Raw genomic sequence first — 13,600 nt, 5'->3', positions numbered from 1 at the left:
GCGTTTTCGTCGGATCGGTCAGGCGCGACCGCGGCGGGTGCGGACCTCCTGCAGCCGCTCTTCGAGGATGTCCTCCAGCTCGGCGATCGAACGCCGCTCCAGCAGCATGTCCCAGTGGGTACGCGGCGGCTTGGCCTTCTTCTGCTCCGGCTCGGTGCCGTCGACCAGCCGGGCCACGCTGCCGTCGAACTTGCACTCCCAGGTGGTGGGCACCTCGGCGTCGACGGCGAACGGAACCTCGAACTGGTGACCCTTGGCGCACAGGTACTCGCGGGTCTGCCGCGGCGCGAGCTCCGTGTTGCGGTCGGATTCGTAGCTGACCGCGCCCAGTCGGCTACCGCGGAGCATACGCTCGCCCATGATCGACTTCCCCTCTTCGGTGGTGCTGGTCCTGTCGGTGTAACGGTCCGCCGTCGTCGGGCCATTCCCGCAGCCACGTCTGGACGGCCCGCTACCCGCGGGTGCGCAGTCAAGGGTAACCGGCCACAGCAGCCGCCCGGCGGGGTCCGCCCCGGCCGGGTCGTGGCGGCGGACCGCCGCCGTCAGCGCAAATGGTAGCCCGACCCGCCGCCGAGGCGACGGCACGCCTCGCCACCGGAAGAACCGGTCAGCCTGCGGAGACGTTGCGGGTCAGGGCGGTGGCCAACTCGGCTACCTGACCGGCCAGTTGGGCGACCCGCTGACGGGCCTCGTCCCGGTCCGCCTCGACCGTCCGCAACAACTGCGCCTGCCGCACCGCCCGACCGTCGGCCTCCGCCGCCGCCTGCTGCCCGGCGGCCACCTCGGCGCGCAGGGCCTCCACCCGGGCCACCGCGGCGGCCAGATCGGCCCGCAACGAATTCGTGTCGGCCAGGGCGGCCGCCAGATCCAGGCCGACCTGCCGGGCGGTGGCCTGCGCCCGCTGCCGGTCCGCCTCGGCCTGGGCCCGGGCCTGCTGCGCCTGATCGAGGTCGGCGCGTACCGCGGTCAGCCGCGCGGCCAGATCCTCGGCCTCGGTACGCAACTGGGCCAGGTCGGCCTGGGCCTGCTGCGCCTTCGCCCGGGACTGTTCCACCTCGGAACGCAGCGCCTCGACCCGGGCGGTGGCCTCGGCGGCGGAGACCTCCGCCCGGTGGGCCTCGGCCCGGGCGGTGTCCCGTTCGGCGACCAGGGCGGCGCTGCGCCCCCGCTCGGCGTCCGCCTCCGCCCGCAGGGCCGCCACCTGGGTGCGGGCGGAGTCCCGGTCGGTCTCGGCCTGGGTCCGCAGGGCCTCGGCGGCGACCGCGGCCCGGCGGGCGGTGTCCCGGTCGGCCTGCGCCTGCGCGGCCCGCGCGTCGGCGTCCTCCGCCCGCTGCACGGCCTGGTCGGCCTCGGCGCGGGCGGTGTTTCGGTCGGCGGTGGCGGCCTGGGCCTGCCGCCGGTCCCGCTCGGCCCGGGCGGCGGCGTCCTCGGCCGCCCGGATCGCCTCGTCCCGTTCGGTCTGCGCGGCCGCGACCGCGGCGGCGGCATCCGCCCGGACCTGGGCCAGTTGCCGTTCCACCCCGGCGGGGGACAACTCGGCGTGCAGGGCCTCGGTCAGGGTCTGCACGATCTGGTCGAGGCGGTCCACCGCCTCCCAGGTGCGGGCCACCTGACCGGGCAGACCGGGGGCGTTGCGGTGGCGCATCCGGCTGTTGCGGGAGGCCCGCTGGCAGGCGCCGTCGTTGTCCCGGCAGTAGCGGAAGGGCCGACCGGCGCCGGCCCGCTGCGGCACGTCGGCACCGCAGTGGGCGCAGGGGCGGGTGTCGGTGGCGGGCTCGGCGTCCATCGAACGGGCAGTCTAGTGGCCCGCCCGGGCGGTGCTGTCGCGTACGGTCAGCCGGGGCGGCAGCAGGGTGACCTCCGGTACGGGCTCGTCGCGCAGTTTGCCCATCACCAGGGACACCGCCTGCCGGCCGATCTCCTCCGCGGGCACCGGCACACAGGTCAGCCGGGGGCTGGCGTGTTCGGCGAACTGCTCCGGGCAGACCGCCACCACGGACACCTCCTCGGGCACCCGGCGTCCCAGGGCGGCCAGGGCCGCCTGCATCGGCCCGACCGCGGCCTCGTTCTGCACGATCAACGCGGAGATGTCCGGGTGGCGGGCGAACAACCCGACCACCCGGTGGTGGACGTCGGCGGCGTTCTCCTCGCAGGGCAGGGTCACCGCCTCCACCCCGTGGCGGGCCGCCGCCTCGATCACCCCGGCCCGGGTGCGGTGGGCGAACCCGGTGCCCCGGTCGTAGACGGCGGCCGGGGCACCGAGCAGGGCGATCCGCCGGTGACCGAGCCCCGCCAGGTGCTCCACGCACAGCTGCCCCGCCCGGTGGAAGTCCAGGTCCACACAGGTCAACTCGCAGGTGTCGGCGGGCAGGCCGATCAGGACGCTGGGGCGCCCCAACTGCCGCAGCAGCGGCACCCGCACGTCGTGCAGCTCCACATCCATCACCAGCACCCCGTCGACCAGGGCACCGGCGGCGATGCGGCGCAGCCCCTCCGGGCCCTCGTCGGAGGTGAGCAGCAGCACGTCGTGGTCGTGGCGGCGGGCCGAGGTCACCACCGCGGTGGCGAACTGCATCACCACCGGCACCTGGATGCCGGAGCGCAGCGGCAGCACCAGCGCGATCACGTTGGCCCGGCGGCTGGCCAGGGCCCGGGCCCCGGCGTTGGGGTGGTAGCCGAGCACCCGGATGCTGGCCAGCACCCGGGCCCGGGTCACCTCGGAGATGGCCCGTTTGCCGCTGAGCACGTACGACACCGTGCTGACCGCCACCCCGGCGTGCCGGGCCACGTCGGCGATGGTCGGCTGCCCGGAGGCGATCCGTCCGCGCCCGCTCACCGGGCCCCGCTCGTGCTGGGCAGCCGCGAGGACGACGACAGGGTCTCACCGCGTACGGCCACGATTCCGGTGAGCCGCACATCGGTGGCGGAACGTCCGACCAGGACGGTGTGGGTGGCGTCCTCCACCACCTGGCGGCCCTGTTCGGCGTCCCACCAGCCCAGCTCGGCGCTGCGCAGCCGCAGGGTGACCGTCGCGCACTCCCCGGGTGCCAGGGTGACCCGGGTGAAGTCCCGTAGCTGCCGCAGCGGCTGCTTGACCCGGGAGCGGCGCTGCCGGGTGTAGAGCTGCACCACCTCCTCCCCGGCCCGCTCGCCGGTGTTGGTGATGTCCACCCGCACCTCGATGTCCGTGCCGACCGGCACGGTCGTGGCGTTCAGCCGCAGGTTGGTGTAGTCGAAGCGGGTGTAGGACAGGCCGTGTCCGAAGGGGTACAGCGGCTCACCCCGGTAGTACAGGTAGGTGAAGTCGGCGCCGATCACGTCGTAGTCGAGCAGGTCGGGAAGCTCGGCGGTGTCGGCGTACCAGGTCTGGGTCAGCCGGCCTCCCGGGTCGGCGTCGCCGAGCAGCACCTCGGCCAGGGCGTTGCCGTGTTCCTGCCCGCCGTGCGCCGACCAGATCACCGCCGGCAGGTGCTGTTGGGCCCAGCCGATCGCGTACGGGTAGCTGCTGGTCAGCACCAGCACGGTACGCGGGTTGGCGGCGTACACGGCGCGCAGCATCGCCTCCTGCCGGGCCGGCAGGGCCAGGTCCACCCGGTCCTCGGTCTCCCGCCCGTTGACCATCGGGTGGTTGCCCAGCGCCACCACGGCCACGTCGGCGGCGGCGGCCAGGGCGGCGGCCTCGGCCGCCCCGTCGACGCCGAGTTCGATGCCGAAGGCGGTGCCGGCCTGCGGGCCGTGACCGTCGACCCGTAGCCGTCCCTCGGTGTCGAGGGTGACGTACCGGTCGGTGGCCAGGTGCCGCAGCAGCACCGTGCCGTCGGGCAGCGGGTCGAACTGGAAGGTCTCCCGCACCACCCAGCCACCGGGCCCGGGGCGGTCGTTGACCAGCACCCCTTCGTCGTCGGCGCCGACATGGCGGCCGTTGCCGACGGCCCGCAGGGCCACCGTGTCCCGGCCCCAGTCGAACACGTCGAACCAGGTGGGTTCGGTCCCGAGGGTCAGCGGGCCACCGGCGGGGTCCTCCGGGCAGCCCACGTAGCCCTGGGCGGCCACCCGCAGGGCGATCCGGTCGGTGCCCGGATGGGTGGTGACCTGCGGCGTGCGGGCGGCCAGGGCCTCGCGCAGGGTCACCCCGTACGGCAGGGTGCCGCTGTACCAGTCGGCGTGGACGGTGTCGGCCAGGGGGCCGAGCACGGCGATGCGTGGTGGTGCGGCCAGGGGCAGCAGCCCTTCGTTGCGCAGCAGCACCACGCTCTGGCGGGCGGTCTCCCGGGCCAGTCGGCGGTGCGCCGGGCAGTCGATCACCTCGGTGGTGGTCGTGGCGTACGGGTCGTGCTGCGGGGGGTCCAGGTCACCCAGCCGCCAGCGCAGGGTGAGGATGCGTCGTACCGCCCGGTCCACCTCCGCCGCACTGATCAGTCCCTGCCGCAGGGCCTCGGTCAGGCGGGCCTGGGTGGGTTCGCTGTCGGTGTCGTCCTCGGTGAAGCTGTCGATGCCGGCGTGCAGGGCGGCGGCGAAGCCGTTGACGTGGTCGGGCAGGTGGCCCTGCACCCCGGCCAGGTTGCTGACCGCTCCCGCGTCGCCGACGACCAGCACCTCCCCGGGCGCCCACCGGCGCAGCTCGGTCTCGATCAGGGGGCTCAGGTGTGCCGGCACCCCGTCGACCAGGTTGTAGGAGGCCATCGCGGCGACCGCGGCCCCGGCGGCGATGGGGGCGCGGAAGGCCGGTAGTTCGTACTCGTGCAGCACCCGGGGCGGCAGGTCGCTGGAGGTGGTGGCCCGGTCGGTCTCGTTGTTGTAGGCCAGGAAGTGTTTGACCGTGGGGGCGGTGCGTAGCCGCTGCGGGTGGTCACCGCGCAGCCCCTGGGCGTATGCGGTGGCCAGGGTGCCGGTCAGCCACGGATCCTCCGACCAGCCCTCCTCGTTGCGTCCCCAGCGGGGGTCCCGCAGCGGATTGACCACCGGCGCCCAGACGTTGAGGCCGACCCGGTGCGGGTCGGCGTGGTGTTTGGCGCGTACCTCCTCGCCGATGGCGACCCCGACGGCCCGCATCAGCTCGGGGTTCCAGGTGCTGGCCAGGCCGATCACCTGGGGGAAGACGGTGGCCGTTCCCAGCCAGGCGACACCGTGCAGCGCCTCGGTGCCGGTACGGAAGCCGGGCAGGCCGAGCCGGGGCACCGGCGCCTGCCACTGGTGCAGCAGACCGATCTTCTCCGGCAGGGTCAGCTGGGCGACCAGGTCGTCGACGCGTGTCTGGGGGGAGGGCGTGCTGCGGTCGGTCATGGTGGTTCGCCTTCCAGTGCCCGGCACGCCGAGGGTCGAAGCGCTTCGACGACCGTCGGCCGAGCGGCATCGCAGGTCAGGGTGGGATGACGGTCGTCGGCCCGGACGCTGGTGAAGCGCTTCGACAAACCGTGGAAAGCAAGCCGCCCCGGGTGCCCGAGCGGAGCGGCTCGCTTCGAGGTTGGCACCCGGGACGGGTCCGGTCAAGACTCGACCGTGGTGGGGTCAGCGGGCCGGCAGGCGTCCGGCTTCGACCCCGGCCAGGGCGGCGGTGGCGCCACCCAGCGCCGCCGCGGTGTCCAGGGTGGAGGCGTCCAGCCGGCAGCCACCGGCGCCGGGGGCGTGCGCGCGGGCGGCCAGCCCGGACCGGGCCGCCGGCAGCAGCCAGGGGGCCAGGGTGGCTAGGTGGTCACCGACCACCACGGCCTCCGGGTTGAGCAGGTCCACCAGGACGGCCACCCCCCGCCCCAGGTGTCGGCCGATCTCGGCCAGCCCGCTGAGTACGGCGGGATCCTCCTGCCGGGCCAGCGCCACGATCCGCTGCACCTCCGGCAGGTAGTCGGTGACCGGGCCGTCGGCCTCGACGTCGGGCAGCAGTCGGCGTACCACCGCGGGCAGGCCGACCAGGGCGGTCAGGCAGCCCCGGTTGCCGCAGGAACACGGCGGGCCGGCGGGGTCCAGGCACAGATGGCCGATCTCGCCGGCGAAACCCCGCCCGCCGCGCAGCAGCCGGCCGTCGGCGATGATGCCGGCGCCGACGGCGAGGCCGCCGGTCAGGTGCACCAGGTCGGCGGTGCCGGCGTGACCGCCGTGCCGCTGTTCGGCCAGGGCGGCCAGGTTGGCCACGGTGTCGACACCGATGGTGAAGGCCGGTTCCCGCAGGGCGGCGCGCAGGTCGGCCGTGACCGGGACCTCCTGCCAGCCCAGCGCGGTGGCCGCCGGCACCGTGCCGGCCGGGTCGACCAGTCCGGGCACCCCGACGGTGAGGCCCAGCACGGTACGGCCCTGGGCGGAGACCCGCCCGATCGCGCGGCGGGCCAGGGCGGCCAGCGCGCGCAGGGTCTCGGCGGGGGGGACCGTGCCGGGGGTGAAGGCCCGCCGCCAGGTCAGCAGGCGGTTGCCGGCCAGGTCGATGGCGACCGCGACGAGTTCGTCGGCGCCGATCTGCAGGCCCAGGGCGGCGTACGGTTCGCCGTCGAGCACCAGCATGGTCGCGGGGCGGCCGACCCGGTTCTCGGTCAGCCCGATCTCGCGTAGCAGCCGCTGGTCGATCAGTTCGGCGACCAGGCTGGAGACGGTGGCCTTGTTCAGCCCGGTACGCGCGGCGATGTCGGCTCGGGAACAGGGGGCGTGCAGACGGACGTGTCGCAGCACGACCGCCCGGTTGGCGACCCGCACGTCACCGAGGTCGGTCGGCTGCGGCTCGCTGTGGATGCTGATCACGATCTGCCCGCTCTCTGCGCCGGTGTCGCGGCGTGCGTTCATCATCGCGTACCGCCTGGCGGGGCCGGGCACGCCACCGGCCGCGCTGACTCTTGCCTGTCCTGGGACGGATCGTCGTCGATCGGTCTATTCGATTGGAAACCCAACTAATGCTAGTCGTGGCGCCGGTCGCCGCAAACTCCTCGCCGGCCCCGGTGGGCGGCCCCCTGCGGCTCGGCCGGGCGGGGTGCGGGCACTGGTGGCGGGTACGGCATCGGCGGCTCCTCGAACGACAGCTCAGGGGTGTCGACAGTTTCTTTAACTTTCCAACGAACTGTCAACGACATGGCCGGTCCCGGAAGTATCGGTCGTGTTTGACATGGGCAAATCCGCTCCCTAGTTTGGACGGGCCGCAAACTAAGTGGACGGTGGTGGCATGTTCGACGACGGTCGGCTCTGCTTCGGCGGCGACTACAACCCGGAACAGTGGCCGCCGTCGGTGTGGGCCGAGGACATCGCCCTGATGCGCCAGGCCCGGGTCAACCTGGTCACCGTCGGGGTGTTCGCCTGGTCCCGCCTGGAACCGGCCCCCGGCCGGTACACCTTCGACTGGCTGGACCAGGTGCTCGACCTGCTGCACGCCGGCGGCGTCCGGGTAGCGCTGGCCACCCCGACCGCCTCCCCACCGCCCTGGTTCTCCACGGCCCACCCGGGAGCCCTGCCGGTCACCGCCGAGGGGGTACGCCTGCACCACGGCAGCCGGGACACCTACTGCGCCGCCGCACCGGCCTACCGCGCCGCCGCGCTCCGCATCGCCGGCGCCCTGGCCGACCGGTACGCCCACCATCCGGCCCTGGCCCTGTGGCACGTGCACAACGAGTACGGCACCATCTGCCACTGCGAACACACCGCCCAGGCGTTCCGCCGCTGGTTGGCCGACCGCCACGGTGATCTGACCGCCCTCAACGAGGCCTGGTGCACCAGCTTCTGGAGCCAGCACTACAGCGACTGGGCGCAGATCAGCACCCCCCGCGCCACCCAGTACCTGGCCAACCCCGGTCACCTGCTCGACTTCCGCCGCTTCTGGTCGGACACCCTGCTGGCCGCCTACCGGGAGCAGCGGGACCTGCTGCGCGCCGCCAACCCGGCCCTGCCGATCACCACCAACTACGTGCTCGGCGACTGGGTGCCGGTCGACCACGCCCGGTGGGCCGGCGAGGTGGACCTGGTAGCGGTCGACCACTACCCCTCGGCGGTCGACATCGGCGCGGAGGAACAGACCGCCCTGGTCGGTGACCTGGCCCGGGGCTGGGCCCGGCACGGCGGCCGGGCCCCCGCCGGGGCCTGGCTGTTGATGGAGAGCGCCCCCGGTCACATTCAGACCCCCGGGCGGATGCACACCAGAGAACCCGGCCGGATGTTGCGGCACAGCCTGGCCCATGTCGCCCGAGGCTCGCGGGGGGCGATGTTCTTCCAGTGGCGGGCCCCCACCGGCGGCGCGGAACGTTTCCACTCCGCGTTGGTGCCCCATGTCGGCCCGGACAGCCGGGTCTTCCGGGAGGCGAGGGCACTCGGCGCCGCCCTGCAACAACTCGGCGAGGTCGAGGGGAAAGTCGAGGCCAGCGTGGCGCTGGTGGTGGACGCCGCCAGCGGATGGGCGCTGCACCACCCCGGCCTGCCCTCACCCCGGCTCGACCACCAGCAGGAGACCGCCGCCGTGCACCGGGCCCTCTGGCACGCCGGGTACGGCTGCGACATCCTGCCGCCCGGCGACCCCCTGGACGGCTATCGGCTGCTGATCCTGCCCGCCCTGTACCTGGTCGACGACGCCACCGCACAGTGGGTCCGCGAGTATGTCGCCGCCGGGGGGCACCTGCTGGCCACCTACCTCAGCGGGGTAGCCGACGAACACGCCCGGGTGCGCCTCGGCGGCTACCCGGGCGCACTGCGTGACCTGCTCGGGATGTGGGTCGAGGAGTTCCACCCGCTGGCCGAGCAGGACCAGGTACGGCTGCGCGGCGGGGGGAGCGGGCGGATCTGGGCGGAGTCGCTGCGGCTGACCGGCGCGCAGGTGATCGACGCGTACGCCGACGGGGTGCTCGACGGCCGACCGGCCGTCACCCGGCACCGGGCCGAGGCGGGCACCGCCTGGTACCTCTCCACCCGACCGGACGAGGACACCTACCGGCGGCTACTGGACGAGGTGGCCCGGAGCGCCGGTGTCACCCCGGTCTGCCCGGGCGCACCGGCAGGGGTCGAGGCGGTCCGGCGGCGCGGCGAGCACGGAAGTTGGCTGTTCCTGTTCAACCACACCGATCTGCCGCAGCAGGTGCCGGCCCGCGGCACCGACCTGCTCACCGCCACCGGGGTCGACGAGGCGGTGCGGTTGTCACCGGGTGGTGTGGCCGTACTGCGCGAGCACTGACCCCCGGCAGGGTCAGGGGACCGCGACCGCAGCGCGAGAACGGTCGGCGGCGATGCGTACGGCCAACGCCGCCAGCACCGTCCCGGTCAGCAGTCGCTGCACCCGCAGCCACACCGGTCGCCGGGCCAGGAAACCGGCCAGGCCACCGGCGGTGAGCACGATCATCGCGTTCACGGTCAACGCCACCGCGATCTGGGTGGACCCCAGCAGCAGACTCTGCACCGCCACGCTGCCCCGAGCGGGGTCGATGAACTGGGGCAGCAACGACACGTACAGGATGGCGATCTTGGGGTTGAGCAGGTTGGTGACCAGTCCCATGGTGAACAGCCGACGGTTCGGGTCCGCCGGCAGCGGAGCCGGGGTGAAGGGCGAGTGCCCACCCGGACGCATCGCCTGCCACGCCAGCCACAACAGGTAGGCCGCCCCGGCCAGCTTCACCGCCGTGTACAGCGCCGGCACCAGCACGAACACGGTGGCGATGCCGGCCACCGCGGCGGCCAGGTAGACCGCGAACCCGGCGGCCACCCCGAGCAGTGACACCAGCCCGGCGCGTCGCCCCTGGGTCACCGACCGGGACACCAGGTAGACCATGTTCGGTCCCGGGGTGAGCACCAACCCCAGAGCGACGAGTGCGATGCCGATGATCCCCGCGGTGCTCACCATCACCGTTCCCCCGTTCTCAGTCCTCCTCGGAGCCTAGTGCGCCCGCCGCCGGACCCCGGCACCCGTGGTCGGGTGCGCGTTACCGTGGGTGGGGGAGGTGGCGGGGGATGGACGGCTGGCAGGCCTCGGTCGAGGCGCAGATCCGCTCGGCCCAGGAACGGGGCGAGTTCGACAACCTGCCCGGTGCGGGCAAGCCGATCCCCGGGCGGGGTCTGCCCTACGACGAGTCCTGGTGGCTCAAGAGCTTCCTGGAGCGCGAGCAGCTGCCGACCGACCTGCTGCTGCCCACCCCGCTGCTGCTGCGCCGCCGCATCGAACACCTTCCCGACGAGGTGCGTGAGCTGCCCACCGAGCAGTCCGTACGGACCTGTGTCGCCGACCTGAACGCCGAGATCCTGGCGTGGCTGCGCAACCCCACCGGGCCGCGGGTCGTGCTGCGTCCGGTCGACGCCGACGAGGTGGTACGCCGCTGGCAGGTCGATCGGGCCGCCGCCGGGCCCACCCCGGCGGCCACGGCGGCCGCCCAGTCGTCCCGGCGTGGCTGGTGGCGTCGCGGTCGCGCGGGCACGTGAGCGTCCTGCCCTAGGAGTTGAGGGTCGCCACTGCCCGCTCCCGACCGGGGTGGAACTCGGGCTCGGCGCGATCGGGGTCAGGGTCGGCTCGGCGGGTGCGGCGCAGTTGCAGGACGGCGACGCTGGACAGCACCAGGGTGCCACCGAGGAGCTGGACCGGGGTCAGCGACTCACCCAGGATCAGGGTTGCCAGGGCGGCGGTGACCACGGGTTCGAAGGTGGACAGGATCGCCGCGGTCGACGGGCCGGTGCGTTTGAGCCCGGCGAAGAAGGTCAGCATCGCCACGACGGTGGAGAGCACGGCGATGCAGGCCAGCCAGACCCATCCCGACGCACCGAAGTCGAGGTCGACCCCGCCGGTGAGCAGGGCACGCACCCCCAGGGTGCCGGCGGCGCCGGTCATCACCAACACCGACAGCACCACCGGGGCCAGCCGGTGCACCACGGTGTCGGCGACGAGGATGTAGACGGTGTAGGTGATCGCGGAGGCGAAGGCCAGCAGGGCCCCGAGGGGATGGAAGCTCACCCCACCGGCACCGAGCAGGACCAGCAGGGTGCCGACCGTGGCGGCGGCCAGGGCGACACCGCGGGTGGGGGTCAGCCGGTCACGACCGAGGGACACCGCCGCCACGGTCACCATCACCGGGTAGGTGTAGAGGATCAGGGCCAGCAGGGACGCGTCCATCAGTTCCAACGCGGAGAAGAACAGGCTGGCCTGGGTGGCGTACCCGATGGCACCCAGGCCGACGGCGATGGCCAGCACCCGCCCCCGGGTCATCGGCCGGACGGGCTTGTCGCCGCCGCGCAGGTCCGGTCCCCGACGGCGTAGGCCCGGCCGCACCAGCAGCATCATCCCCAGCAGGACGGCGGCCAGGCTGAAGCGCACCAGCAGCAACGCGGCCGGTGGCACCCCGGCGTCGTACGCGAGCTTCCCGAAGATCGCCATCGCGCCGAAGCAGGCCGCGGAGAGAAGACACAGTGCTGCACCCATGGCTGCCAATGATCTTGAGACTGACCCCTCAGGTCCAGTGATGATTCCCGTAGCTGAATCATTAGGATTCCCGCATGATCGAAATGGATCTTCGTCGGCTGCGGTTCCTGCGGGAGTTCGAGGAGCGCGGCACCCTGGCCGCCGTCGCCGCCGCCCTGGGCTACAGCCCCTCCACGGTGTCCCAGCAGCTGACCCTGCTGGAGAAGGAGGTCGGCGCCCGGTTGCTAGCCCGGGCCGGGCGGGGGGTACGGCTCACCGACGCCGGGCGACTGCTGGTGCAGCACGCCCGGGTGCTGCTGTCGGCGGCCGAGGCGGCGGCGGCCGACCTGGCGGCCCTGGGCGACCAGGTCCGGGGCACCGTACGCGCCGGCGGCCTGCAATCGGCGGCCCGGCGCCTGCTGGTGCCTGCCCTGGTACGCCTGCGGGCCGACAATCCGCAGATCCGGGTGGAGATCTTCGAGTTGGAACTGGAACAGTCGCTGCCCGGTCTGCGGCTGGGGGCGGTGGATCTGGTCATCGGGGACGAGTACGACGGTCACCCCCGCCCCCGCCCGGCCGGACTGCGTTTCACCCTCCTGCTGGAGGAACCCCTGAAGATCGTGCTGCCGGCCGACCACCCGCTCGCCCGCCCCGGGGGTCCCGTAGCGGTGGCCGAGCTACGCACCGCCATCTGGACCGCCTCGGCCGAGGGCACCGGTCACCACGCCATGGTCGTCGGCACCTGCCGCGCCCTGGGTGGTTACGAACCCGACCTGCGGCATCGCGCCAGCGACGCCGACGTGCAACTGGAACTTGTCCGTACCGCCGGGGTGGTCTCGCTGATGCCGGCCCTCACCCTGCCCGACGGCGACCCCACCCTGGCCATCCGGGACATCACCGAGACCACCCTGAACCGGCGGCTGGTCGCGGTCACCCGCGACACCCCACCCCCGCCGGCCCTCACTACCCTCCTGGCGGCCGTCATCGACCAGGTGCACCGACTTCAGCCGAGGTGGTCACCGCTGTCGGCCCGGACAGGGCTGCCGCAAGGTCGGTAGCGGCCTCATACGCAGCAGCGGCCCGTACGGTTTCGTCCGCGCTCAGAGCGACACGGTCGACGCGGGCCAGCATCTCGGCCGCCGTGGTCGGATCGTTCAGGACCATCGCCACCTCAGCGCGGTAGACGAGCGCCTCCACCAACGCGACCGGGTCGTCATCCGGCTCGGGATGGGCCAATGCGCTGTCGAGAATCCGGGCCTCCTGTCGGGCGTCTCCTCTGGAGTCGGCCTGCACGACGGCGTTCGCCATCGCCTTGCCCAGCCGCCCGGTCGGCGCCGGCGCGGGGGAGGCCGGGGTGTTCTGGAAGAAGCGGATCCAGTTGCCGCCTGGATCGATGACGCTGAAGCCGCTCAGCCCGTCGGCGTTCTTCCGCGCCCGGGGCCGGGTCATCCGCGGCGTCCCGGAGACCAACACCTTGCCGTACGCGGCGCGCATGCCCGCCGCGAAAGCCCGGTACAGCTGTCCCGTGTCGGAGGTCAGCACGATGCACGAACCGTAGGACTGCGCCGGATCGAACCCCGCGATCTCGAAGAACTGCAGATTCAGATCTTCACGTTGTAACCCCACGGCCGGGTGGGCTTTGCGCTGCTGGTACGTGGTGTGGAAACCGAGCACCGCGTAGAAGGCCCGGCGCTTGGGTAGCTGCCCCAGCCCGCCAAATCTTTGATCTGGATGTCGGGGGCGGGGACGTGGAACGGCCCGAGAGCGAAGTGCTGCTCTCGGGCCGTTCCGGTGTGTTTGTCAGCCGATGGTGTCGCGCTCGTGGAGGTCGAGGGGTTCGAGGTCGTCTTCCTCGTCGTCTTGGTCGTCAGGCTCGGCGGGGGTGTAGAGGTCGGGGTAGCGCAGGGCGTCGGGGCCTTCGTCCCAGTCGAGCCGGTCGGGCCATTCGCGGTGCTCGGCGATGGTGATGGCGCGGGTGGCGGCGCGTTCGTCGACGGAGACGCGTTCCATGGTCCCGTCGTAGATGAGGAAGTGGCCGCGGTAGTCGCGGGCGAGGTTGAGGTCGTCGTGTTCGTCGCCGAGGACGACGTTGACGACCTTGCCGGTGTAACCGTCGTCGCCGAGTTCGACGCAGACCATGATCGGGGCTTCGTACCGTACCCACCTGCGCATGAGGGTCCTTTGTGTCGTCCTCGACGGGTGTCGACGGTCAGGGTATCGACGTGGCGTGTACCCGTGTGTCGGGGTGTTGGTCGTGGTCTGTCA

The 13,600-nt window shown here is 73.1% G+C and carries 12 protein-coding genes; 3 read left to right on the top strand and 9 right to left on the bottom strand.

Going from position 1 to position 13,600, the window contains the following annotated elements; translation table 11 throughout:
• Nucleotides 1–18: 18 nt before the first annotated feature.
• The 5 genes from OIE53_RS08225 to OIE53_RS08205 all read right to left on the bottom strand — a co-directional run bounded on the left by OIE53_RS08225 (nt 19) and on the right by OIE53_RS08205 (nt 6,771).
• Nucleotides 19–360, bottom strand: a complete 342-nt coding sequence (locus tag OIE53_RS08225; RefSeq protein WP_327025983.1) for an RNA polymerase-binding protein RbpA — start codon at nt 358–360, stop codon at nt 19–21.
• Between the two features lie 247 nt (nt 361–607).
• A complete protein-coding gene (locus OIE53_RS08220; RefSeq protein WP_327025982.1) occupies nt 608–1,786 on the bottom strand; it encodes a hypothetical protein in 1,179 nt (392 codons plus the stop codon).
• A 12-nt stretch (nt 1,787–1,798) separates the two neighbouring features.
• Nucleotides 1,799–2,836 (bottom strand): LacI family DNA-binding transcriptional regulator, encoded by a 1,038-nt coding sequence (locus OIE53_RS08215; RefSeq protein WP_327025981.1) that lies wholly within the window; start codon nt 2,834–2,836, stop codon nt 1,799–1,801.
• On the bottom strand, nt 2,833–5,283 hold the full coding sequence (locus OIE53_RS08210; protein ID WP_327025980.1) for a beta-glucosidase family protein: 2,451 nt from the start codon (nt 5,281–5,283) through the stop codon (nt 2,833–2,835). The genes OIE53_RS08215 and OIE53_RS08210 overlap by 4 nt, the downstream gene beginning before the upstream one ends.
• 225 nt (nt 5,284–5,508) lie before the next feature.
• Entirely contained in the window at nt 5,509–6,771 is a 1,263-nt protein-coding gene (locus tag OIE53_RS08205; protein ID WP_327025979.1) for an ROK family transcriptional regulator, read from the bottom strand.
• A 370-nt stretch (nt 6,772–7,141) separates the two neighbouring features.
• Between OIE53_RS08205 and OIE53_RS08200 the strand changes: the two genes are divergently transcribed.
• Complete coding sequence (locus tag OIE53_RS08200) at nt 7,142–9,130, top strand: beta-galactosidase (protein WP_327025978.1); 1,989 nt, start codon at nt 7,142–7,144, stop codon at nt 9,128–9,130.
• Between the two features lie 12 nt (nt 9,131–9,142).
• Here the strand turns inward: OIE53_RS08200 and OIE53_RS08195 are convergent, their stop codons facing one another.
• Nucleotides 9,143–9,793, bottom strand: a complete 651-nt coding sequence (locus tag OIE53_RS08195) for a LysE family translocator (protein ID WP_327025977.1) — start codon at nt 9,791–9,793, stop codon at nt 9,143–9,145.
• Nucleotides 9,794–9,900: 107 nt separating this feature from the next.
• Here OIE53_RS08195 and OIE53_RS08190 point away from each other — a divergent pair, with 107 nt between their 5' ends.
• Nucleotides 9,901–10,365: a J-domain-containing protein gene (locus OIE53_RS08190; RefSeq protein WP_327025976.1), complete on the top strand. Its 465-nt coding sequence runs from the start codon at nt 9,901–9,903 to the stop codon at nt 10,363–10,365.
• Between the two features lie 10 nt (nt 10,366–10,375).
• Here the strand turns inward: OIE53_RS08190 and OIE53_RS08185 are convergent, their stop codons facing one another.
• On the bottom strand, nt 10,376–11,356 hold the full coding sequence (locus OIE53_RS08185; protein ID WP_327025975.1) for a DMT family transporter: 981 nt from the start codon (nt 11,354–11,356) through the stop codon (nt 10,376–10,378).
• Nucleotides 11,357–11,439: 83 nt separating this feature from the next.
• Here OIE53_RS08185 and OIE53_RS08180 point away from each other — a divergent pair, with 83 nt between their 5' ends.
• Entirely contained in the window at nt 11,440–12,393 is a 954-nt protein-coding gene (locus OIE53_RS08180) for a LysR family transcriptional regulator (protein ID WP_442791395.1), read from the top strand.
• On the opposite strand, the gene OIE53_RS08175 is transcribed toward OIE53_RS08180, so the two are convergent.
• Together OIE53_RS08175 and OIE53_RS08170 are read right to left on the bottom strand one after the other, a co-directional pair.
• On the bottom strand, nt 12,317–13,045 hold the full coding sequence (locus OIE53_RS08175) for a VOC family protein (RefSeq protein WP_327027119.1): 729 nt from the start codon (nt 13,043–13,045) through the stop codon (nt 12,317–12,319). The genes OIE53_RS08180 and OIE53_RS08175 overlap by 77 nt on opposite strands.
• A gap of 90 nt (nt 13,046–13,135) precedes the next feature.
• The gene (locus tag OIE53_RS08170; RefSeq protein ID WP_327025973.1) at nt 13,136–13,507 is read right to left on the bottom strand and encodes a hypothetical protein; all 372 of its coding nucleotides are present in this window, start codon (nt 13,505–13,507) and stop codon (nt 13,136–13,138) included.
• Nucleotides 13,508–13,600 lie beyond the last annotated feature (93 nt).

It is taken from the genome of Micromonospora sp. NBC_01739 (genome assembly GCF_035920385.1).
Classification (GTDB): Bacteria; Actinomycetota; Actinomycetes; order Mycobacteriales; family Micromonosporaceae; genus Micromonospora.
The sequence above is the reverse complement of the archived record's forward strand: the minus strand, read 5'-3'. Positions and strand labels throughout refer to the sequence as shown.